The 21,402-nt window shown below is 44.6% G+C and carries 20 protein-coding genes and 1 tRNA gene; 7 read left to right on the top strand and 14 right to left on the bottom strand.

The window, feature by feature from the left end; genetic code table 11:
- Positions 1 to 172: 172 nt before the first annotated feature.
- Positions 173 to 1,306: a bifunctional chorismate mutase/prephenate dehydrogenase gene (gene tyrA / locus NATSA_RS02765; RefSeq protein WP_210510209.1), complete on the bottom strand. Its 1,134-nt coding sequence runs from the start codon at positions 1,304 to 1,306 to the stop codon at positions 173 to 175.
- Positions 1,307 to 1,443: 137 nt separating this feature from the next.
- Here tyrA and uvrB point away from each other — a divergent pair, with 137 nt between their 5' ends.
- Together uvrB and NATSA_RS02755 are read left to right on the top strand one after the other, a co-directional pair.
- Complete coding sequence (gene uvrB / locus NATSA_RS02760; RefSeq protein WP_246481649.1) at positions 1,444 to 3,495, top strand: excinuclease ABC subunit UvrB; 2,052 nt, start codon at positions 1,444 to 1,446, stop codon at positions 3,493 to 3,495.
- Between the two features lie 88 nt (positions 3,496 to 3,583).
- A complete protein-coding gene (locus tag NATSA_RS02755; RefSeq protein WP_210510207.1) occupies positions 3,584 to 4,132 on the top strand; it encodes a class I SAM-dependent methyltransferase in 549 nt (182 codons plus the stop codon).
- Positions 4,133 to 4,147: 15 nt separating this feature from the next.
- On the opposite strand, the gene tyrS is transcribed toward NATSA_RS02755, so the two are convergent.
- The 6 genes from tyrS to rpmB all read right to left on the bottom strand — a co-directional run bounded on the left by tyrS (position 4,148) and on the right by rpmB (position 7,116).
- Entirely contained in the window at positions 4,148 to 5,362 is a 1,215-nt protein-coding gene (gene tyrS, locus NATSA_RS02750; protein ID WP_210510205.1) for a tyrosine--tRNA ligase, read from the bottom strand.
- Between the two features lie 27 nt (positions 5,363 to 5,389).
- Positions 5,390 to 5,917: a CvpA family protein gene (locus NATSA_RS02745; RefSeq protein WP_210510203.1), complete on the bottom strand. Its 528-nt coding sequence runs from the start codon at positions 5,915 to 5,917 to the stop codon at positions 5,390 to 5,392.
- A 2-nt stretch (positions 5,918 to 5,919) separates the two neighbouring features.
- Positions 5,920 to 6,378 carry a GatB/YqeY domain-containing protein gene (locus NATSA_RS02740; protein ID WP_210510201.1) on the bottom strand — a complete coding sequence of 153 codons (459 nt, stop codon included), beginning with the start codon at positions 6,376 to 6,378 and terminating at the stop codon, positions 5,920 to 5,922.
- A 133-nt stretch (positions 6,379 to 6,511) separates the two neighbouring features.
- A complete protein-coding gene (locus tag NATSA_RS02735; RefSeq protein ID WP_210510199.1) occupies positions 6,512 to 6,682 on the bottom strand; it encodes a DUF4295 domain-containing protein in 171 nt (56 codons plus the stop codon).
- 11 nt (positions 6,683 to 6,693) lie between these two features.
- On the bottom strand, positions 6,694 to 6,864 hold the full coding sequence (gene rpmG / locus NATSA_RS02730) for a 50S ribosomal protein L33 (RefSeq protein ID WP_210510197.1): 171 nt from the start codon (positions 6,862 to 6,864) through the stop codon (positions 6,694 to 6,696).
- Positions 6,865 to 6,870: 6 nt separating this feature from the next.
- On the bottom strand, positions 6,871 to 7,116 hold the full coding sequence (gene rpmB, locus NATSA_RS02725; protein ID WP_210510195.1) for a 50S ribosomal protein L28: 246 nt from the start codon (positions 7,114 to 7,116) through the stop codon (positions 6,871 to 6,873).
- Between the two features lie 289 nt (positions 7,117 to 7,405).
- Here rpmB and gyrB point away from each other — a divergent pair, with 289 nt between their 5' ends.
- Positions 7,406 to 9,328 (top strand): DNA topoisomerase (ATP-hydrolyzing) subunit B, encoded by a 1,923-nt coding sequence (gene gyrB / locus NATSA_RS02720; protein ID WP_210510193.1) that lies wholly within the window; start codon positions 7,406 to 7,408, stop codon positions 9,326 to 9,328.
- A 19-nt stretch (positions 9,329 to 9,347) separates the two neighbouring features.
- On the top strand, positions 9,348 to 11,942 hold the full coding sequence (gene gyrA / locus NATSA_RS02715) for a DNA gyrase subunit A (RefSeq protein WP_210510191.1): 2,595 nt from the start codon (positions 9,348 to 9,350) through the stop codon (positions 11,940 to 11,942).
- Positions 11,943 to 11,963: 21 nt separating this feature from the next.
- Here gyrA and NATSA_RS02710 read toward each other — a convergent pair whose 3' ends face one another.
- From NATSA_RS02710 to NATSA_RS02695, 4 genes are all read right to left on the bottom strand, one after another.
- Entirely contained in the window at positions 11,964 to 12,896 is a 933-nt protein-coding gene (locus NATSA_RS02710; RefSeq protein WP_210510190.1) for a helix-turn-helix transcriptional regulator, read from the bottom strand.
- Between the two features lie 10 nt (positions 12,897 to 12,906).
- On the bottom strand, positions 12,907 to 13,587 hold the full coding sequence (locus tag NATSA_RS02705; RefSeq protein WP_210510188.1) for a 16S rRNA (guanine(527)-N(7))-methyltransferase RsmG: 681 nt from the start codon (positions 13,585 to 13,587) through the stop codon (positions 12,907 to 12,909).
- A gap of 44 nt (positions 13,588 to 13,631) precedes the next feature.
- Positions 13,632 to 15,521 carry a tRNA uridine-5-carboxymethylaminomethyl(34) synthesis enzyme MnmG gene (gene mnmG / locus NATSA_RS02700; RefSeq protein ID WP_246481643.1) on the bottom strand — a complete coding sequence of 630 codons (1,890 nt, stop codon included), beginning with the start codon at positions 15,519 to 15,521 and terminating at the stop codon, positions 13,632 to 13,634.
- A 321-nt stretch (positions 15,522 to 15,842) separates the two neighbouring features.
- Positions 15,843 to 15,916 (bottom strand) — tRNA-Asp (locus tag NATSA_RS02695).
- A gap of 439 nt (positions 15,917 to 16,355) precedes the next feature.
- Here NATSA_RS02695 and NATSA_RS02690 point away from each other — a divergent pair.
- The 3 genes from NATSA_RS02690 (at position 16,356) to NATSA_RS02680 (ending at position 18,422) form a co-directional block, all read left to right on the top strand.
- On the top strand, positions 16,356 to 17,063 hold the full coding sequence (locus NATSA_RS02690) for a porin family protein (RefSeq protein WP_210510187.1): 708 nt from the start codon (positions 16,356 to 16,358) through the stop codon (positions 17,061 to 17,063).
- A gap of 322 nt (positions 17,064 to 17,385) precedes the next feature.
- Positions 17,386 to 17,667 carry a hypothetical protein gene (locus NATSA_RS02685; RefSeq protein ID WP_210510185.1) on the top strand — a complete coding sequence of 94 codons (282 nt, stop codon included), beginning with the start codon at positions 17,386 to 17,388 and terminating at the stop codon, positions 17,665 to 17,667.
- Positions 17,664 to 18,422 carry an MBL fold metallo-hydrolase gene (locus tag NATSA_RS02680; RefSeq protein ID WP_210510183.1) on the top strand — a complete coding sequence of 253 codons (759 nt, stop codon included), beginning with the start codon at positions 17,664 to 17,666 and terminating at the stop codon, positions 18,420 to 18,422. Before NATSA_RS02685 ends, NATSA_RS02680 begins: the two co-directional genes overlap by 4 nt.
- 13 nt (positions 18,423 to 18,435) lie before the next feature.
- On the opposite strand, the gene NATSA_RS02675 is transcribed toward NATSA_RS02680, so the two are convergent.
- From NATSA_RS02675 to NATSA_RS02665, 3 genes are read right to left on the bottom strand one after another with little or no spacing between them, the layout of a single operon-like run.
- Complete coding sequence (locus NATSA_RS02675) at positions 18,436 to 19,533, bottom strand: mannose-1-phosphate guanylyltransferase (RefSeq protein WP_210510182.1); 1,098 nt, start codon at positions 19,531 to 19,533, stop codon at positions 18,436 to 18,438.
- Positions 19,534 to 19,590: 57 nt separating this feature from the next.
- A complete protein-coding gene (locus tag NATSA_RS02670; RefSeq protein WP_210510180.1) occupies positions 19,591 to 20,673 on the bottom strand; it encodes a sensor histidine kinase in 1,083 nt (360 codons plus the stop codon).
- Positions 20,670 to 21,353, bottom strand: a complete 684-nt coding sequence (locus tag NATSA_RS02665) for a response regulator transcription factor (RefSeq protein ID WP_246481641.1) — start codon at positions 21,351 to 21,353, stop codon at positions 20,670 to 20,672. Before NATSA_RS02665 ends, NATSA_RS02670 begins: the two co-directional genes overlap by 4 nt.
- Positions 21,354 to 21,402: the final 49 nt, after the last annotated feature.

The raw sequence follows: 21,402 nt of genomic DNA, 5'->3' as shown, positions 1-21,402 counted from the left end.
TGGGAATCTCATGGGTTAATGGGTTGAAATATCAGCGCATCTAAAGGTTGATGCATATTTCAAAGTGCCGGAATGCGCTGCTATTAAGCACTCACTACCTTTTTCCGTATTTAAAAAAACAGAGGTACTGAAAATGCAACATCGGCACGGAGTAAAATTATAAAAATCCGGATTAACCGAAACGGTCTGCCAGCCTGTTGATCATGTAGCTGCTTTCCTCAAGCGCCTGGTCAGCAAAGTTGCCGAAGAATTCAGAAATCTGCCTGAACTCCCTGATAAAGCCATCCCGGTCGTTGTTTTTAACGAGATCTGCCAATAAGTGATGGTGTTCCAGAAACTCAATCAAAAGCGTCCTTCGTTCAAAATTGGAGAACACAATATCGGCATAGAGTTCGGCATCCTGGGCGAAAATCCGACCGGTCATCATCAGTTCTGCCCGATATATCGGGCTGGAAAAGTCAGCCATGTCTTCCGGTTTTAATTCAAATTCTTTCATGAAGGATCCGTGCAGCAGCGCAACAAAGTGGCGCAGGCCCTGAATGAGATGCATGGCACGGTCATGCTGCTCCGGATCAACATACTTGATGCGCAACCCCCACAATTTGAACTGTTCGATCAGCCACTCATATTCACTTTCACCCCTGCCGTGACAAACCATCATAAGCTGCTTTGATACATTCATGACATCAGGGCCGTGCATGGGGTGAAGAGCAACGACCGGGCCGCTGTGTGCATGAAGCATGGCATCAATGACGTGGGATTTATTGCTGGTAAAATCAGCAAGTATGGTTTCCTCTGAAAGAAAGGGACCGATACGGGCAATGGTTTCTTCGGTGATCTTGATGGGCACCGTAATAATCACCAAATCCAGATTCCGGGTTAACTCCTCAGCTTGATCCCAGTCATCCCGATCCAGAATGCGGACTTCGTGTCCGGTCGCTTCGGCTATATTGGCATACAACCGGCCCATACCGCCGCGGCCACCGACCAGCAGAATACTTTTTTTGCCGGCACGGGTAACAGGAAAATTGTTGCCGGACTGGTAGGCTCTGGACGAGCTCATAATCATTCTGAGAAAATCTTCCGCCCAGTCAACATCCAGTCCAAGCTTTGCCGCTTTGTTTCTGAAAGCAGCGATTTTTTCCTCCTCTCTGTCAGCTACAAAAATGGGAAGATTATTTTCAATTTTTGTATCAATTACCTTTTTTACGGTTTCATTTCTCTCCTGCAGCAACTTGAGGATGTGGTCGTCAATTTCATCGATGCGGTTGCGAAACGATTCGAGACTTTTTTGTTTTTCACTCATTTGTATGGATACGGCCTTCTTTGCGTTTATTAATTGCTGGTGCTAAATAGATGTAATGATCTGTCGTTATTGTGGTCTATACTATTAACCGGACGCGGCTGTTAAATGTAATCATTTATTAAATACAAATAGAACGAATGTCTGATTTCAAACTTGCTTCCCCTTTTAAACCTGCAGGCGATCAGCCCCAGGCAATAGCCGAACTGGTTGATGGTATAAACGAGAACGAGAAGTTTCAAACGCTTCTGGGGATAACCGGTTCCGGAAAAACCAGAACGATGGCTTCGGTTATTGAAAGTACGGGCAAGCCGACACTGGTGATGAGCCACAACAAAACCCTGGCAGCCCAGCTATACCGCGAGCTCAGTGACTTTTTCCCGGATAACTGCGTTGAATTTTTTATCTCCTACTACGACTACTATCAGCCTGAAGCCTATATTGCATCCCAGGATAAGTACATTGAAAAGGATTTATCTATAAATGATGAAATTCAGCGACTCCGCCTCCGTGCTACCAGTTCGCTTTTGTCCGGCAGGCGCGATGTTATTATTGTCTCATCTGTCAGCTGCATATACGGAATCGGATCACCCAGCGAATATGAAAAGCTTATTATCAACCTGAAGACGGGAAATGAAATTCCCAGAAACAAGCTGTTGTATGACCTGGTTGAGCTTCACTACAGCCGCAATGATCATCAGTTTGAAAGAGCAAGGTTCAGGGTGCGTGGCGATGTCGTGGATCTGTTTCCTGCCTACTCAGAACATGCGCTTCGTATTTCATTCTGGGGAGATGAGATAGAGTCACTGACCCTGTTCGACCCCGAAACCGGCGAGCTTCTGGAGGAAGTTGATCAGTTTTTTATTTATCCGGCATCCCACTATGTCACGACCAAAGCAAGGCTTAAACAAGCCATCGATCAAATCAGGGATGAGCTTGAAATCAGACTGGACATTCTTCGAGCGGAAGAAAAGTATATCGAAGCCCAGCGTCTGGAACAACGCACCATGTTTGATATCGAAATGATGCAGGAGATCGGGTTTTGTCCCGGCATTGAAAACTATTCCCGTTATCTCGCCGGCCGCAAACCAGATGAGCGACCATACTGCCTGTTCGATTATTTTCCGGAAGACTTTCTGCTGTTTGTGGATGAATCACATCAAACTGTGCCTCAGATAGGAGCCATGTACGGGGGAGACCGCTCCAGAAAAGTCAATCTTGTTGAACACGGATTCCGCTTGCCCTCGGCACTTGATAATCGTCCGCTGACCTTTGAGGAATGGGAGTCGATGGTTAATCAGTGCATTTTTGTCAGTGCGACCCCATCAGATTATGAGTTGGAAAAAAGCCAGGGCACCTACGTGGAACAGATTATCAGACCAACGGGACTGATGGAACCGGAAATCGAAGTCCGGCCGCTTAAATATCAAATAGATGATATTGTCGGAGAGGTGCAAAAAGCTGTGGACAAAAAACAAAGGGTGCTGTGCCTGACTCTTACAAAGAGAATGAGTGAAGAACTTTCGCAGTATTTAAAAGATCTGGGAATAAAAGCTGCTTACATGCACAGTGAACTTGATGCGCTTGAACGGGTTGAGGTGCTGTACCGTTACCGGCGGGGAGATTATGACGTTCTGGTGGGAATCAATCTGCTCAGGGAGGGAATCGATATACCTGAACTTGGACTTGTGGCCATTTTGGATGCCGACAAAGAGGGCTTTCTTAGATCAGAAACATCGCTTTTTCAGATTTCGGGACGGGCTGCCCGAAATGTTGACGGCAGGGTGATTATGTATGCTGACAAGGTCACGGATAGTATGAAGAAAGTTATTGATGAAACACAGAGGAGGAGGGAGATCCAGAAGAAGTACAATGAAGAAAACGGCATTGTGCCGGCCACTGTTGCCAAAGACCTGAAACCCCTTGTAGATCCCGCGCTTATTGGTGCAAAATCTTTTGAAATGGAAGAGGATGAACAGCAGACAGAGTTTCTGGAGCAAATAAAAGTGGCTGATGACGGTATTCACTACAAACCGGCTCCGGCTATGAAAGAGGTTGTCTTTGAAGATAAAGACAAGTTTATAACTCATTTGAAGGAATCTATGCGTACTGCGGCAAAGAATATGGAATTTGAAGAAGCTGCAAGAATCAGGGACCAGATAGCACAGGTTGAAAAAAATTTGGACGGATAATCATGTTTGCCATCCGGTATTCCTTTTTTTCATTTTCTTAGTACCTTCAATAAAGATAATGTTTATGTAACGAACCGGTCAGCCGAGAATGAGCACGCTTTCATATATCAAAAATTTTTTAAAAGATCCAAAAGTCGCATCCATTACGCCTTCATCCAGATTTACGGTTCAGAAACTGAGTCAGTATATCGACTTTCGGGAGAAGATAAGGATACTGGAGTTTGGTCCTGCAGATGGAGTATATACAAGGTTCTTTCTTGAAAAAATGACAGATGATTCCGAAGTGGCTGCAATTGAAACAAATGGTGACTTTGTAAATGCTCTTAATAAACTCGATGATATCAGATTGAAGGTGTTCATGGAAAGTGCTGAGAAAGCGGGGGAGATTGCCTCACATCTTGACTGGCAGGAAGTGGACTACATCGTATCAGGAATCCCTTTTTCATTTCTTGACGACGATGTAAAGCATGATATACTGGAGCAGTCTTCCACTATACTTAAAAAGGGCGGTGCTTTTCTTGGCTATCAGACTTCAGGGCATCTTAAGCCCTATCTGAAGCAGCATTTCCCAAAAGTCACTACGGAGATGGAGTACAGGAATATTCCGCCCATGTGCATTTATATCGCCAGGAAATAAGCAGCTTCTGCAGCGTCAGGAACCTTTGATCAAACCGTACTTTCTCTTGCCAACCTTCAGAATGACTTCATCATCATTTGATAGCTGAAGCTCGTGGTTTGGATTGGTAACCTTCTCACCGTCAAGAGATACGCCCCCCTGTGAGACAAGTCTTCTGGCTTCGCTGTTGCTGGGTGAGAATCCCGCAGTTTTAATGATATCAATCAGGCGGTGGGATCTATCCGAATCAAAAGAGAACTCCGGAATATCGTCAGGGACATCCTTCTTGATAACGGTTTTTTCAAAATGCTCTTTTGCCTGATTCGCCCTGTCCTCACCATGGTACATTCTGGTAATAATCCAGGCAAGTTCATGTTTTGTGTTTCTCGGATCCTTCTCTGCTTTATATTTATACTCCGGAAGCTGGTCGTGCGGAACATCGGTTACCAGTTCAAAGTAGGGATAAATCAGGGAGTCAGGAATGGACAAAGCCTTGCCGTACATATCCTCAGGCTTCTCGTCTATACCGATATAATTGTCGTACGACTTTGACATTTTTTGGGTACCGTCAGTTCCGACAAGCAATGGCATCATCAGACAAATTTGCTGAGACTGGCCAAATTCCTTCTGAAGATGGCGCCCCACAAGAAGATTAAATTTCTGATCAATACCCCCAAGCTCAACATCTGATTTCAGATGGACTGAATCCTGACCCTGGGCAAGCGGATACAGAAATTCGTGAAGTGAAATCGTGTCGTTGTTTTGGTATCGTTTTGTGAAATCGTCCCGTTCGATCATTCTTGCCACGGTATAATGCGATGCCAGGCGAATGACATCTTCAAATGACATCGGTGAAAGCCAGTCAGAGTTGTAAACGATTTCCGTTTTATCCGGATCCAGTATCCGGGATGCCTGCTCAAAGTAAGACTTGCCGTTTTCGACAACCTCTTCCCTGGTCAGTGCCGGACGGGTCTTGTTGGTTCCGGAGGGATCCCCGATCATTGCCGTAAAATCACCGATAATCAGAATAGCATGATGTCCAAGATCCTGAAACTGTCTCATTTTTCTCAAAATGACAGAATGTCCCAGATGGAGATCGGGCCTGGTTGGGTCACACCCCAGCTTTATTCGCAGCGGATTGCCGGTCTTTGCGGAAGTTTCCAGTTTTTCAGTCAGTTCATCCCGGGGGATAATTTCCACGGTCCCCCTTTCAATAATTTCGAGTTGTTTTTCTACAGAAAGCATGGTCATTTATAAAAACAAGTTCTGGTAAGTAGTCTAGTCAGGAACGGATATGTAACGTTCAACAGAATCTTTGTAGGGTTTCACTCCGGGCAATACACGCGCCACAATATCATAAGATGCAGGTGCTACCTTCAGGATTGGCTTATACAGAAGAGAGTTCTGTTTGATTCCGTTATCAGGAAATCCAAAACCGGAGAAAAAAATCAGCAGTATGCTGATGAACAGGCTGCTTTTTAACAGTCCGAAAAAGGAACCAAGCAGTTTGTTTGGTATGCTGAGCAGCAGGAGCTGAATCAGTGAATCGATAAAAAAAATGGCTATATGCACTGCCAGCAGGGCAAATATGAAAAGAAACGCAAACCCGATGTAGGGTAGGAACTCATCAGGGACACCCAGAAAAGGTTTTAAAAGTTGAGACACGAGGTCGGCATATTGAAAAGAAACAAAGCCCGCAAGTACCAGTCCGGCAATTCGGAAGACTTCTTTTACAAGTCCATTGCGAAAGCCTTTCCATGCAAAGACAAGCAGGATGATAAGAATTATGCCGTCCAGTAGGCTCATATTCAGTCCAGTAATTCCCGAACAATTCTGTTTACAACAGAACCGTCAGCCTTGCCTTTAACCCGGGGCATAAGTGTGCCCATAACCTTTCCCATGTCAGATTTGGAACTGGCCCCGATTTTGTCAATGACATTTTTTACTATATCTCTTATTTCATCTTCCGAAAGCATTTCCGGCAAATAAGCTTCAATGATACCAAGCTCATATTCTTCGGTTTGTGCAAGGTCGGTTCTTCCGGCATCCTTATACTGGGATATTGACTCTTTGCGCTGTTTGGCGGATTTCATCAAGACTTGCTGAACCTGCTCATCCGACAGGGTAACATCGCCGCCTTTTCTTTCACTGATCTCACGTTCCAGAATCTTGGATTTCAGAGAACGTAAAACCTGCAGCCTCTGCGTGTCTTTATTACGCATTGCATCCTTTAAATCAGCGAGAATTTTTTCGTATATGGCACTCATAGTATGTGATAATAACAATGAACCTGTTGTGGCGGGTGAAATTGCCGCCAAAGGAAATTAGGCAGATTGACCAAACAAAAAAAGGTCACACAAGTACATGTGCAACCTTTTAATAAACTTCAAAACAACATGGTCAGGATTTTTGTCTGGAAATGAAGTCCTTTACATTTTCCTGATCCACGGTTGATTCATGAAAAGCTATTTTTCCTTTGGAGGTTTTTTTAGAAACAATGACTTTGGCCATTTTTCTCTGGGCTGCCTTTGCAGCCAAAACCTGTTCACCGAAAACCTGTTTCTTGGCCATGATTACGTTCCTTATTTAATCTCTTTATGCAAAGTGTGTTTTCTGAGTTTGGCGTTGAATTTCTTTAATTCAAGCCGGTTTGTTGTCGTTCTTCGATTCTTGGTAGTCACATACCGTGAAGTTCCTGGTGCTTCCGTACATTCAAGAATAACCTGTACGCGATTTCCTTTAGCCTTGGCCATAACGGTTTAAATATTTTGTTTTAGAGTGCCTTTCTCTCGGGCTTCCTTAAGTACGGCAGAAATACCTTTACGGTTTATCGTACGTACCGTTTTGGCGGTTACCCGCAATGTAATCCAGCGGTCTTCCTCAGGAATATAAAACCGGCGCTTCTGCAAGTTTAACTTGAAGCGATGCTTGGTCTTGTTATTGGACTTGGAAGAACGGTAGCCGTTCAGGGCTCTTGTACCGTAGATGTCATCTCGCAAAGACATGATTCACTATCATTCAGGTGGAAATTTGTAGACAGACACTAAATATAATTCTATTATCTAAAAATCACAAACAATTATCAGTGATAAATAAACAAAACAGGCTTTCCGGCATTCTTCTGAGAGCGCGAAATTTTGCCTATGTATTACGTTATATATAAAAACGATAAATGTCTTTGCCTGTTTTGAAATCTTGCGATTAAGGCCTATTTTCTGGAATCCTGTAAAGCAAAACGGGAGGGGGTCCATCCCCGCCTCCCGGCCAGGCAAACTTAAATTAGCAAATTCCCCAATGAGTCAAGAAAAATTACCGGAATACAAAGCGTCTAACATTCAGGTACTGGAAGGATTGGAGGCCGTCAGAAAGCGCCCTTCCATGTACATTGGTGATACCGGACAACGTGGCTTGCATCATCTTATTAATGAGGTGGTTGATAACTCCATTGACGAGGCATTAGGCGGTTATTGTGATTATATCGGTCTCAAAATCAACAAAGACAACTCAATTACCATTGTTGACAACGGCCGGGGCATTCCTGTTGATACGCACAAGAAATTCGGCATACCTGCTGTAGAGCTCGTTCTGACTAAACTTCATGCCGGCGGGAAATTCGACAAGGACTCTTATAAAGTATCAGGCGGACTTCACGGGGTTGGCGTCAGCTGTGTTAATGCGCTCTCGAAGAAATTCGATGTGGAAATTCACCGGGATGGTGAAGTTCATGTTATGGGATTTGAGTACGGCAAAACAACCAGGCCGCTTGAAAAGGTCGGAACTACTGATGTGACCGGAACCAGGATCACCGTTCATCCCGATGAAACCATATTTACACAGGGAAATGAGTTTCGATTTGATATCATATCAGAAAGAATGAGGGAACTGGCCTTTCTTAATCCGGAAGTTACTATTGAACTTGAGGATGAAAGGGAAGAAGAGCCGCTCAAAGAGACTTTTCATTATGAAGGTGGAATCATTGATTTTGTTAAATATCTCGACGAAGGCAGGGACTCCCTGGTACCGGAACCTATGTACTTTTCAGGTGAAAGTGATGATGTCCCGGTCGAAGTAGCCATGCAGTATAACAACTCATATTCGGAAAATGTCCACTCATACGTAAATAACATCAATACGCATGAAGGTGGTACACATATTTCCGGATTTCGGCGTGCTCTTACCCGGGCCCTGAAAAATTATGGTGAAAAAAACCGTCTCATCAAGGGCAAAGTGACCATTAGCGGGGAAGATTTTCGCGAAGGCCTTACAACAGTCATCAGCATCAAGGTTCCCGAACCTCAGTTCGAGGGACAGACAAAAACCAAGCTTGGTAACACCGAAATCCAGAGTATTGTAGAAGTTATTGTCTATGAAAAGCTGAGTGAATATCTGGAACTCAATCCCAAAGTTGCCAAAACGGTTATTGAGAAAGTGATGAAGGCCGCCGAGGCAAGGGAGGCAGCAAGAAAAGCAAGGCAGCTGGTTCAGAGAAAAAGCGCCATGGCGGGAATGGGCCTGCCCGGAAAACTAGCGGACTGCTCAATTAACGATCCCGCTCATTGCGAAATATATATTGTTGAGGGTGATTCAGCCGGTGGATCGGCCAAATCAGGAAGGAACAGAAGTTTTCAGGCGATACTTCCCCTGAGAGGTAAAATTCTGAATGTAGAAAAGGCAAGAGTTGGAAAAATCCTCGAAAACAATGAAATCCGGGCAATGATTACGGCGCTCGGGGTTGGTGTCGGTTTTATTGAAGATTTTGATATCAGCAATCTCAGATATCACAAAATTATTATCATGACGGATGCGGATGTTGACGGATCTCACATTCGGACACTCTTGCTTACGCTGATTTATCGCTACATGCAACCCCTGATTGAAGGAGGTCACGTTTACATCGCGACCCCGCCTCTGTACAAAATCACACAGGGAAGCAAAATAGAGTATGCATGGGATGATGACAGCCGGGATAAAATCCTGAAGCAAATGAAATCCTCTACAAGAAAAATTGATGTTTCAAGATACAAGGGACTGGGTGAAATGAATCCCGAACAACTCTGGGAGACGACAATGAACCCGGAAACCCGCACCCTGCAGCAGGTTACAATTGAAAGTGCCGCAGCTGCAGACAAGTTGTTCACCGTACTCATGGGGGATATGGTAGAACCGCGCCGAGCTTTCATTGAAAGAAATTCGAAGTACGCCAATCTTGATATTTAAAGTCTAAAACGCACAACAGATGTCAGACAAGATCATAAAAATCAATCTCGAAGATGAGATGAAGTCCTCCTACATCGATTATTCGATGTCGGTAATTGTTGCACGGGCACTACCTGATGTCCGCGATGGACTTAAGCCGGTACACAGAAGAGCGCTCTATGGAATGAGTGAGCTTGGAATGCTCCACAATCGGGCATATAAAAAGAGTGCGCGAATTGTCGGTGAAGTTCTTGGTAAGTATCATCCGCACGGCGACTCCGCTGTCTACGATACCATCGTCAGAATGGCGCAGGATTTCTCGATGCGCTACACACTTGTAGACGGACAGGGAAATTTCGGATCGGTTGATGGTGACTCTGCTGCAGCGATGCGCTATACCGAAGTGAGGATGGAGCGGCTGTCTGAGGAGATCCTGTCTGATATCAACAAGAATACCGTAGATTTCCAGCCGAACTTTGATGATACCCTGACAGAACCATCTGTCATGCCGTCGAAAGTTCCGAATCTTCTGATCAACGGAGCGTCGGGTATAGCCGTAGGGATGGCAACCAACATGCCGCCTCATAATATGACGGAGGTTGTGAACGGAATCAAGGCTTATATACAGGATTCAGAGATTGAAACTGCTGAACTGATGAAGCATATTTCGGCTCCTGACTTCCCTACCGGAGGTATTATTTACGGTTATGACGGAGTGAAACAGGCGTACGAAACAGGAAGGGGCCGTGTGGTACTGAGGGCGCTTGCATCTGTAGAAGAGCTCCGCGGCAACAGAGAACAAATTGTCGTAACCGAAATTCCCTACCAGGTAAATAAAGCGGCTCTGATTGAAAAGATCGCCTACCTGGTTCAGATTGAGAAAATCACCGATATTACTGATGTAAGGGATGAATCGGATCGTGAAGGCATGAGAATTGTAATCATGCTTAAACGCGGAGCCGTGCCGAGTGTCGTTCTTAATCAGCTGTATAAGTACACGCAAATGCAGCACACATTCGGCATTAACAATCTCGCACTGGTCAAGGGCAGGCCTAAGGTGTTGACGCTCAAGGATATAATAAAACATTTCGTTGAGCATCGCATAGAAGTTATTATACGCCGTACGCTGTACGACATGGATCAGGCGGAAGCCCGGGCTCATATTCTTGAAGGACTAAAAATTGGTGTTGATAATCTGGATGAGGTTATTGAGACGATTCGCTCTTCAAAGAATGTACCTGTTGCCAATGAACGGCTCCGGAGAAGGTTCGGTCTCTCGGATTTGCAGGCCAAGGCGATTCTCGACATGAGACTTCAGAAGCTGACTGCACTTGAAAGAGACAAAATAGACCTTGAATACAAAGAGATTCTCGATCAGATCCGTGAATACCGTAGAATTCTGTCCAGCAGAGATGCACAAAAAGAAATCATCGTAGAAGAACTGGATGAGCTCGAAAAGAAATATGGTGATGAGCGCCGCACACAGATCATACACTCAGCAGATGATTTCAACATCGAGGATATGATTGCCGATGAGGATGTAGTAGTAACCATTTCCAATACCGGATTCATCAAGAGAACGCCGGTCAGCGGATATCGCAGACAGAAACGCGGCGGATCAGGTATGAAAGGAGCAACAACCAAGGATGATGAGTACGTCGAACACCTGTTTGTTGCAACCAACCACAATTACATACTCTTTTTCACCAAAAACGGAAAGTGTTACTGGCTCAAGGTATATGAAATACCCGAGGGATCAAGGCTGAGCAGGGGCCGGGCAATTGTCAATCTCATCGAAATTGAGAAAGATGACAAAGTTCAGGCATTTGTACCTGTCAAAACCCTTGACGACGAAAATTATACTCAGGCTCATAATATTATCATGGCAACCGATAAGGGAGTGGTTAAAAAGACCAGCCTGGACGCCTACAGCCGGCCCAGGAAAAATGGCATCATGGCTATTAAAGTAGATGATGATGACAGACTCCTTAGTGCGAGCCTGACGGATGGCAACAGTACCATTTTGCTTGGAGCAAAAAATGGCAGAGCTATCAGATTCAAAGAGACGGATGTCCGGCTGATGGGGAGAAATACCCGCGGAGTCAGAGGCATCAGCCTCACAGGCAAAGATGATAAAGTGGTGGATATGGTTGTCATTAAAAATACAAGAGATGCTTCCGTTCTTGCCTTATCAGAGCACGGTTATGGTAAACGGAGTCTTGTAGAAGATTATAGAGAACAGACTCGCGGCGGGAAAGGAGTCATTACATTGAAAATTACGCCGAAAACCGGAAGCCTTATTGCTCTTAAGGAAGTTAGTGATAATGATGATTTAATGATTATTACTGAAAAAGGAAAAATCATCAGAATGCACAGCAAGGATATCCGGTCTATGGGAAGAAACACCCAGGGAGTCAGAATGATGAAACTGGGCAGTGAGGATACCATATCCGGCATAACCCGTGTTGTCAGTGAAGATGATACAGACAGCGTAAAAAAGGTGGGGGACCAGGAGGACGTTGATCTTACCAAGGGTACGGCTGATGCTAATAATATTTCCGGAAATAATGGGGATGACGAAAATAGTGATTCCGGTACGGGTCAGCTGGGATTTGATGATTCTGATGAGCGATAGTGGTGTTCCGGCCGGCCGTGATTAACCGGCCGGGGGCTGCAGCTCAGATCCAAGCATCTTTTCCAACAGTACGGCTCTTTTTTTCTTAAGAGAAGCCGGAGAGATGATATGCAAATGCAGGCCGAATCCGAGCATCCACTCGTTTATGTAGTCCAGGTTATCTATCAGGAATGACAGCCTGATCACACGGGAAAGGTCTTTTCTTTCCGTGATTTTTCCGGGCAGGGTAGAAAGAAACGAAAAGGCTTTTTCGCGGGCGATCTCTACTGTAACCGTGTACTCCTTTTCCAATCTCCCATATAATAGTTCGTCCCTGGAATAGTTCGTATCTGAAATGAATGGTTCATCAGTGAGTGTTACATCTGTCATTCTGTCCAGCACAAAATTTCTGAGCGCTTTCCGGTCGTGACAAAAACCGATCACATTCCAGTGGTCTGTGTAATGGATAAGAGTGTGGGGATCTATCAATCGGGTGCTCGTTTTCCCCTTTCTGTCACTGTATAAGAAACGAACCGCCCGTTTTTCAGCAAAAGATGTACATATCAGGTACCAGTCACCACCTTTCTTTCTTTTTTCTATGTTATGGATATATGGAGAAACAATTGTTCCTGACTCAAGGCTGTTCATTCTTTCCTGCAGGGAATGAGGGATGGCATTGCGAATTTTCAATGAGACATTTTTTGCATCTTCTACCATATCAGGATCTATCTGAGAACCGACGAATGAAAGACCCATCATTACTACGGACAATTCTCTGAAAGAAAACATAATGGGCGGAATGGTAGCCTCCCTCATCACACCATATCCCATTTCACTTTCATGCGTGACCGGCACCCCCAGGTCCTGAATAATTCGCATGTCACGAAATATGGTTCTGCGGCTGACATCAAACATCCCGGCAAGCACATCAACGGTTATCCTCTTGCCGGACTGCAGCATGTAAATGATTTTCAAACGCCTCTCATTACTTCCCATGAGCGGATTGTGGCATTATTAATTGAAAGGTCACAATATACTTGTCCTTAAAAAAAGATCCGAATGAAGCATCAATTTCATCGATTCTTATAGCTGAAACCTGCTCTTCGTCAACTTTATCAAGTTCTTCAAACACATCTTTTCCTTTCAGCATCATTACTGATTCCGGAGCAATGCCCAGGCTGCTAAGCAAATCGGCTGCATCAAATGCATGCTTTGATACAACCCGGAATTTATTATTCGGACGGACATTCTCAATTTTATCATGTACAGCAGTGATATTACTGAGACCAAGCTTCGTTGAAATGTCTTTTATAACCCGTTGCTTTTTCCTGACCTTGTCAACGAGCAGGAATTGTTTGTCAGGACAAGCAACTGCCATGGGTATACCAGGCAAACCCCCGCCTGTTCCTGCATCAACGATAATATTCGAATCATCTATAAAGCCGGAGGGGTTATGGCAAGATAGCAGAAGACTGTGCCAGATATGGTAATACAACTCAGTATTGCCGCATTTCCTGCTAAAAAGATTCACGGACTTATTCCACCAAAGCCAAAGATCTTGTAAACGGGAAAATATATCCCTGTTTTCATCAATAAGTGAACGAGCCTCCTCCATTGTTTCACGTGAAACAATGGAACAATCTGGGGGACTTTTTGGAATGGTCATTGCGCTGGCACTTTAAGAGTCAAAGATGTTTCACGTGAAACATCTTAGTGGTTAAGGTATACCATGAGGACCGCAATGTCACTAGCTGAAACACCGCTAATTCGTCCGGCCTGGCCAATGGTTTCTGGTAGTACTTTCTGCAGTTTCTGGCGGCCTTCACTGGAAAGGCTTTGAATTTTGGAGTAATCAATAGATTCCGGAATGGACATATTTTCTTTTTCAGAAATTTGACGGACCATCTCGTGCTCTTTTTGGATATAGCCTTCATACTTGAACTGTATTTCAACCTGTTCAATAACCAGTGGGTTTTTAGTAATAGAAAAAACGCCCTCTGTGAGTTCGGGGTCATGATCAAAAAGCTCATTAAGGCCAAGGTGCGGCCTGGTGATAAGCTTGGGCAGCTTTTGGCTCTGCTTTAAAGGAGCCTGTTGTTTGTGTTCAAGCAGTAAATTGAATTTTTCAGGACGGACACTGTAATCAGAAAGAAACTCTTTCAGCTTTGAGATTTCAGTTTCCTTTCTTGCAAAATCATTTATACGGGTTTCAGTGGCAAGTCCTATATCACGGGATAATGGAGTGAGTCTTAAATCAGCATTATCTTGCCGTAAGAGAATGCGGTGTTCTGCTCTTGAAGTGAACATGCGGTAGGGTTCTTCCGTACCCTTGTTTACCAAATCATCAATCAGTACACCGATATAGGCTTCTGATCGCTTGAGAACAATCTCCTCCTTACCCTGAATTTTTCTGGCTGCGTTGATGCCGGCCATTAAACCCTGACTTGCCGCTTCTTCGTATCCTGTAGTGCCGTTTATTTGACCGGCAAAATAAAGACTGCTTAGCAGCTTGGTTTCCATGCTTCTGTTGATCTGGTGGGGCGGAAAGTAATCGTATTCAATAGCATATCCGGGCCGGATCATAACAACTTCTTCAAATCCGGGGATGGTTCGAAGCGCCTGGTACTGTGTATCCTCGGGAAGGCTGGTAGAAAATCCGTTAAGGTATATTTCATAAGTATTCCAGCCTTCCGGCTCAACAAAAAGCTGATGTCTGTCCCTTTCAGCAAAACGATTGATTTTGTCTTCAATAGAGGGGCAGTACCTGGGGCCCGTGGAGGTGATGCGTCCGTTGAACATGGGGCTGCGATCAAAACCACTTTTTAAAACTTCATGAACGGCAGGGGTGGTATAGGCAATCCAGCAAGTCAACTGCTTGTCTTTGTCAGGGATTGATTTTGTCAGATAAGAAAAAGGCGTGGGCTCATCATCCCCGTATTGAATCTCAAGTTTTTCGAAGTCGATGGTGCGGCCGTCCAGTCGCGGCGGGGTGCCGGTCTTAAGGCGGCCCGATTCAAAACCAAGCTGCTCGAGATTTTCAGTAATGCCAACGGAAGCCCGTTCTCCGGAACGGCCTCCGCCAAAGTTCTTTTCGCCAATATGTATAAGGCCGTTCAGAAAAGTACCGTTGGTCAGAATTACAGCTTTGCCGGGTATGTGTTGTCCGCTTTGGGTGACCACTCCATTTACTGAGCCGGAATCAGTCAGCAACCCGACAACACTGTCCTGTCTCATGTGCAGGGTTGGTATTTCTTCAAGTTTCTCTCTGATATGCTGTGCATAGAGCATTCGGTCACTTTGGGCACGCGGACTCCACATGGCGGGCCCTTTGCTTCTGTTAAGCATCCTGAACTGAACACCGGAAGAATCAGCAACAGCACCCATGATGCCTCCAAGGGCATCGATTTCTCTGACAAGCTGACCCTTGGCCACGCCTCCTATCGCAGGATTGCAGGACATTTGTGCTATTGCATTCAGATTCAGAGAAATCAGCAATGTGCTGCACCCCATTCTTCCGGAAGCAGCCGCTGCTTCAGCACCGGCATGTCCTCCTCCAACTACAATGACATCGTATTGAGGGTGTAGCATACTGCTTTTCATCAGTTTAGAATTTTGGATTTATACAGTCAGATGAACCGAAGGTCACGAAGTGAAATGCCATGACAGTATTTAATCATACGCCTGTGTGTCCGGGCGTCGGCCCGGTCATGGACATTTCATGTGTTAAAGAGTTTCGATTTATATTCTAATTAATCCGGGTTTTACAGGCCCTGGCTCAGATTGCAAAAGTAGTACCCGGTGCTGGTCGATTTATACAGTGACAACCAGAGATGCCATAGGTAACGTTCAGGTCAGGTGTTTATGAGCGCGTTACAAATAAAAAAAGCGCAAACAGTTATGAGGCAACTGCTTGCGCTTTAGCGATCCGGATGGGACTCGAACCCACGACCTCCTGCGTGACAGGCAGGCGTTCTAACCAACTGAACTACCGGACCAAGGACATCAAATATAATAACGTTCTGATCATATAGTCAAGATCAATTTGCAACTTTCTAAAAAGACTGCTCTTGTTTTGTTTTGATCATTTCCATACTCGTAACGAAATAACCGAACGCTCTATTTTGTTTCTGATTTGGGTGAATAGATAAAAACTCAGATGCCGGGATATCACCCTGTGGTTGATGACCGTGAAGATATCTTATGAAATGATAATCCGAAGCATATAACAGAGTTTTGTCCGTTAATTTATACGACAAGGACCATCATCCAGAATGAAATCAGATCGGTTGTTGTTCTGGCTTTACCATAGGTGAATCTTGAGATTAGTTTTGCTATAATTAAGCCTGCTGAAATTCTCTTTTAATACTGCGCATCGCCATGTCTGATATATCCCCATTCTGTAGAATTAATGCCATTACATTTCTCTTTGTCTTTATGATCCTGATGGTTCCGGGCCATCTTGTTGCGCAGATGTTTTCCGTCGAGGAGCCGGAACGAAGAACGCGTCCGGCTACCAGCTCTTTCACCCTGGGTTTGGGTTTCATTGAGACTGATTTCCGCCCGGATGCAGATGAGCATGATGTGGTTTACAATATTTCAGATCCGGTATTCAGGGCGTATCTGGAATTACCCGGAATAGAAGCATATGCAGGTTATCGCGGGGGGCTGGGTAATTCGGATGAAGGCAGTGATACGTTGAGTTATTTGAACTTTGGTGCGAATGTTTCAGGCAGACTGCCACTGGCAGAGTCCAGAAGCGTCGGCGTTGCACTACCGGTAAGGTTGTCAACTGATTTTACGCGAATCCGCTCCACAGATGGGGGACTCTCAGAATCAGATGAATTCCGGCAAAGCCTTATTGCTGTCGGAATTGGAGCAGGGTTTTATTATCGTATGTCAAGCAATATCCGGTTTCGTGCCGAATCTGTACCTCAGATAGGATTTACTGTTTCTTCTCTGGGGACCGATTCGGGCCAGGTTACCAAGTTAAATGCCAGAGCAAGGCTGCATATCGATCATGTATTCGGGAGCATCGGAATGGCTTTCGGCTATAACTACTCCTGGAGAAGATACTCAGGAATTGAAGAGCGATTTGAATATGATATTTCTTCACACAACGTGAGTGTGGGAATCACATTTTGACTATTTCCACTGCACCCCGAATGTCAGATATCTATATTAAAATGGACAAGGGTAAATGATCAGCATGTTTGCAGACGCAATTTACTCAGTACCTGGCTGATATATTTTTCCGGAAAAATTTTAAACAGATGAAATGCCCATGGCGGCTTACCGTCACACAGGAGCATGATTATAGCCAACATGGGTACTACATGTGACGTCAGAATCACAAATTATAAACACATGAAATGAGCATGACCGGACGGGCGTCAGGACACACAGGCGCATGATTAAAACCGGTCCTAGAATTGCATGTGTCCACTTAACCAAAAATTTTAAACACATGAAAACAGAGAGATTCCAATCTGAACTGGAAAAAATCATAGAGGATCTGGGATATCAGCTCCGAAAGGAGAAGGGAAGTTTCCAGGGGGACTTTTGTGTGCTGGATGGTGACAAAATTGTAATGATAAATAAGAATTACCCAGCAGAATTCCATATCGGACAAATGGTGCGGTTTTTATCTGAAAGAGATATCAACGACATCTATATCAAGCCGGCAGTCAGAAAGGAACTGGACAAATGGATGGAGCGCATATTTAAAAAAGAGAAGGCCAATTCATGAAGTTGACATTTTTAGGAACCGGGACTTCAATGGGTGTGCCTGTGGCCGGGGGCTTTGGAACAGAAAACGGAGGATCAGATCCCAGGGATAACAGGTACAGATGTTCTGCATGGATTCAATCCGGCAAAAGATCCTTTGTAATCGATATTGGTCCCGAGTTCAGGCTTCAGACACTCAGAGCCGGAATCAGACGTATTGACGCACTATTCATTACTCATGAACATACAGACCATATCGGCGGACTGGATGATCTGAGGGCCTATAATTACGCTCAAAAGCAGCCAATACCCGTTTATACCGACAACAGGACGGAAACGGCTATCCGGAAACGATACTCTTACATGTTTCCACCAGACAAAACCCCCGGGTCGGTTGATATTGTATTTAGAAAATGGAGCGATGAAATAATTGACGGTGACTGTGTTATTACACCACTGCCTGTTAAACACGGGAATATGGATGTGCTGGGTTTTCGCATAAATGATATTTCTTACATTACCGATGTCAGCTATATCCCTCCTGAAACGGCCGAAAAAATCAACGGATCAAAAATACTTGTAATGAGCGGATTGCGCTGGCAGCCGTCCCATCCTACGCATTTTACCATTCCGGAAGCCTGCGAAGTTGCGAACAAACTGAATGTCGGGCGCACATATCTGATACATATATCGCCCTTTGTCCGCCATGAGGAAATATCCGGACGGCTGCCCGGTAATGTACAGCTTGCATTTGATCAGCTTGAGGTGGTTATTTAGCCCGGAGTGATAATTACCGATACTCTCTCAGGTCCCGTTCTTCCAGCTTGTCATATACTTCTTTTACATTCTGGGAGCTGTCAAGCTTGCAGATCAACATGGCATCATCCGTTTCAATCAGACCAATACCCTGCAAGCCAACCAATGCGATCAGCTTCCTGTTGGCGGAAGAGACGTAGCAATTTTGTGACTTGACGGTCAGAATATTCTGTGAATTCAGAATATTGCCATCCTCATCCCCCTGGTCTTTTTGAAGTTCATAAATGGCCATCCAGCTGCCCAGGTCGCTCCAGTGAAAATGAGACGGAACAACGACAACATCTTCAGATTTTTCCATAATGCCGTAGTCGATGGAAACGGAAAAACAAGAGTGATACACGGAGTGAAGGACATCCCGGCTGATATTTCCGTCATTGTCAGACAGGTGCTGATGTAATATTTCAACTTGATGATGAAGTACAGGAAGGTGTTTTTTTATTTCTTCAAGTACTCTTTCTGTCCTCCAGATAAACATACCGCTGTTCCACAAAAAATCTCCGGACTGGAGGAATTTCAAAGCAGTCTGAACATCGGGCTTCTCGGCAAATGTTTTAACGGGATACGCAGTGTCACCATTAAAGGAAATAGTGTTTTCGTCATTATACTGAATGTAGCCGTATCCCGTTTCCGGTCGGGTCGGAGTAATTCCGATAGTGACAAGCCGGTTTTTTTCTTCAGCAATTCGGGCTGAAAGCTCGAGATCTTTCAGAAAAGCATCTTCATTTTGGATAAAGTGATCCGAAGGCAGCACAACCATGGTGGCTTCCGGATCCCTGTAGTGTATAAAACTGGCGGCAAAAGCGATACATGGGGCTGTGTTTTTAGCTACAGGCTCACCAACTATGTTTTCAAGCGGAATATCAGGTATCTGTTCTTTGACAATATCAACATAATCGGCATTTGTGCTCACAATGATGCGCTCCACCGGGATGATCGGCCGGATTCTGTCAATAGTATTTTGCAGCAGGGTTTTATCCTCAAAAAAAGAAAGAAATTGCTTTGGCGCATCTATCCGGCTTTTGGGCCAGAAGCGGGAGCCGATCCCGCCGGCCATGATCAGAGCGTAGTTCATGAAATTCTCCTGATATTTGGTGGAAATTTGGTAAGGCAAAGTTACCAAAATCCGGAATCAAGCAGAAATGTGATCTGAATAGTGATCGGCAAGTTTGAGTTTGAAAGAAAACTGAGAGCCGCTTCCCGGTTTGCTTTTAATTTGGAGTTGTGAGTTGTGTGATTCAAGTATATGTTTTACGATGGCAAGACCAAGGCCCGTGCCGCCTTGATCCCGCGACCGGGATTTATCAACCCGATAAAAGCGTTCAGTGACCCTTTTTAAGTTTTCAGGTTCTATGCCGATACCCGTGTCTTTTACAGAAACCAGTACATGCTCAGGATCGCTTTTTTCAATTGTTGTCCCAATATATATCCGTCCCTCAGGTTTATTGTATTTGATCGCATTTTCGACAAGGTTAATCAGCACCTGACGTATTTGATTGCGATCTGCAAAAGCAAATGAGTTAACTTCTTTTGGCTGAAACCGGATAGTTATTTGAGCCTGTTCGGCCTTGTAATTAAGCGAATCAATGACATCATTGATAATGTTGTTAAGTGCGATGATTTGCAGTTCCGGTTTAAGTTCGCCGGTCTCAATTTTGGTAATTTCCATCAAATCATTTGTAAGCGATATTAGCCTGTCAACATTGTTCATGGCTTTTGTCAGGAAAAGCTTGTTGACTTTGGGATCATCCAGTGCTCCCTGACTAAGCGTTTCAAGATATCCCTGAACAGAGAAAATGGGGGTTTTCAATTCGTGCGAGATATCACCGATAAACTCTTTCCTGTAATGGTCGGTTTCGTCCATATTGCGGAAGTGATCCCGGACGAGCTTTTTTGATTCTTTGCTGAGTTCAAGGATCCGGTCAAGTTCATCATTTGATCCCGAAGATTTGCTGTCACTGAAGCTTATAGATGTGCGGGGTGTAGCAGCAACCACTTTTTGAATACCGGAAAGCCTACTGAACATGAGATAATAAGAACAAAAATAAACGGCGATAAAGCTGATTAAACCGATGGAAATACCGAACAGTAGAGAAACTCCGACATCATTGGAAAATACGTAATACAACGGGGCAGAGATCAGAAAAAGCGCAGATGCTGATAAAACAGCCAGCCGCAGACCAAGCCTGAATACGTATCGTGAAACAGTGCTCATTTTCTGAACCGGTACCCGACACCTTTAACGGTTTCAATATATTCGCTTCCGATCTTGTCCCTGATTTTCCTGATGTGAACATCAACCGTCCGGTCTACAACAAATACATTGCTACCCCAAATTTCATTAAGCAGGACTTCTCTTTTTAACACAATACCGGGGTGTTCAGCAAGTTTGAAAAGCACCTCAAACTCTTTCCGGGGTAAACGGTACTCTTTTTCACCTTTCATCACAACATACCGTTCACGATCAATGTTCAGGTCATGAATGCGAATGGAAAGTTTGTTTTCATCATCAGAATATCCCTGAAAGCGCCTCAGCACCGCTTTGATTCTGGATATAAGTTTGGAAATACTGATAGGTTTGGTAAGGAAGTCATCGGCACCTTCATCCAGATTGCGGATTTCCGTTTTTTCATCCTCCCGGGCAGTGAGGAAAATGACCGGAGTGTTTTTAAGGGCGCTGTCCTCTTTGATCCGTGCACATACCTCGTGCCCGTCCATTTTAGGCATCATTATATCCAGAAGGATAAGATCAGGCTTGTGTTCACGGGCCAGTTTGATACCATCGGCACCATTATCAGCCATAAATACTTCAAACCCAAGCTTTTTGAGATTATACTCAAGAAGTTCCAGGATGTCATGCTCGTCATCAACAACGAGTATACGTGTATTAGGCAAGACGAAGAATTGAATTGAACGGTATTGTAATCACCTCAATTTACTCAGC

Origin of the sequence: Natronogracilivirga saccharolytica, from assembly GCF_017921895.1 — a bacterium.
Classification (GTDB): Bacteria; Bacteroidota; Rhodothermia; order Balneolales; family Natronogracilivirgulaceae; genus Natronogracilivirga; species Natronogracilivirga saccharolytica.
The sequence above is the reverse complement of the archived record's forward strand: the minus strand, read 5'-3'. Positions and strand labels throughout refer to the sequence as shown.

What these genes read in the sequence shown, in the direction of transcription:
- NATSA_RS02690 (WP_210510187.1), top strand. Translation starts at nt 16,356, where the DNA reads ATGATCCTGATGGTTCCGGGCCATCTTGTTGCGCAGATGTTTTCCGTC.
- tyrA (WP_210510209.1), bottom strand. Translation starts at nt 1,306, where the DNA reads ATGAGTGAAAAACAAAAAAGTCTCGAATCGTTTCGCAACCGCATCGAT.
- NATSA_RS02675 (WP_210510182.1), bottom strand. Translation starts at nt 19,533, where the DNA reads ATGAACTACGCTCTGATCATGGCCGGCGGGATCGGCTCCCGCTTCTGG.
- NATSA_RS02680 (WP_210510183.1), top strand. Translation starts at nt 17,664, where the DNA reads ATGAAGTTGACATTTTTAGGAACCGGGACTTCAATGGGTGTGCCTGTG.
- NATSA_RS02735 (WP_210510199.1), bottom strand. Translation starts at nt 6,682, where the DNA reads ATGGCCAAGAAACAGGTTTTCGGTGAACAGGTTTTGGCTGCAAAGGCA.
- NATSA_RS02755 (WP_210510207.1), top strand. Translation starts at nt 3,584, where the DNA reads ATGAGCACGCTTTCATATATCAAAAATTTTTTAAAAGATCCAAAAGTC.
- NATSA_RS02745 (WP_210510203.1), bottom strand. Translation starts at nt 5,917, where the DNA reads ATGAGCCTACTGGACGGCATAATTCTTATCATCCTGCTTGTCTTTGCA.
- NATSA_RS02685 (WP_210510185.1), top strand. Translation starts at nt 17,386, where the DNA reads ATGAAAACAGAGAGATTCCAATCTGAACTGGAAAAAATCATAGAGGAT.
- uvrB (WP_246481649.1), top strand. Translation starts at nt 1,444, where the DNA reads ATGTCTGATTTCAAACTTGCTTCCCCTTTTAAACCTGCAGGCGATCAG.
- rpmB (WP_210510195.1), bottom strand. Translation starts at nt 7,116, where the DNA reads ATGTCTTTGCGAGATGACATCTACGGTACAAGAGCCCTGAACGGCTAC.
- NATSA_RS02705 (WP_210510188.1), bottom strand. Translation starts at nt 13,587, where the DNA reads ATGACCATTCCAAAAAGTCCCCCAGATTGTTCCATTGTTTCACGTGAA.
- tyrS (WP_210510205.1), bottom strand. Translation starts at nt 5,362, where the DNA reads ATGACCATGCTTTCTGTAGAAAAACAACTCGAAATTATTGAAAGGGGG.
- NATSA_RS02670 (WP_210510180.1), bottom strand. Translation starts at nt 20,673, where the DNA reads ATGAGCACTGTTTCACGATACGTATTCAGGCTTGGTCTGCGGCTGGCT.
- rpmG (WP_210510197.1), bottom strand. Translation starts at nt 6,864, where the DNA reads ATGGCCAAGGCTAAAGGAAATCGCGTACAGGTTATTCTTGAATGTACG.
- gyrB (WP_210510193.1), top strand. Translation starts at nt 7,406, where the DNA reads ATGAGTCAAGAAAAATTACCGGAATACAAAGCGTCTAACATTCAGGTA.
- NATSA_RS02740 (WP_210510201.1), bottom strand. Translation starts at nt 6,378, where the DNA reads ATGAGTGCCATATACGAAAAAATTCTCGCTGATTTAAAGGATGCAATG.
- gyrA (WP_210510191.1), top strand. Translation starts at nt 9,348, where the DNA reads ATGTCAGACAAGATCATAAAAATCAATCTCGAAGATGAGATGAAGTCC.
- mnmG (WP_246481643.1), bottom strand. Translation starts at nt 15,521, where the DNA reads ATGAAAAGCAGTATGCTACACCCTCAATACGATGTCATTGTAGTTGGA.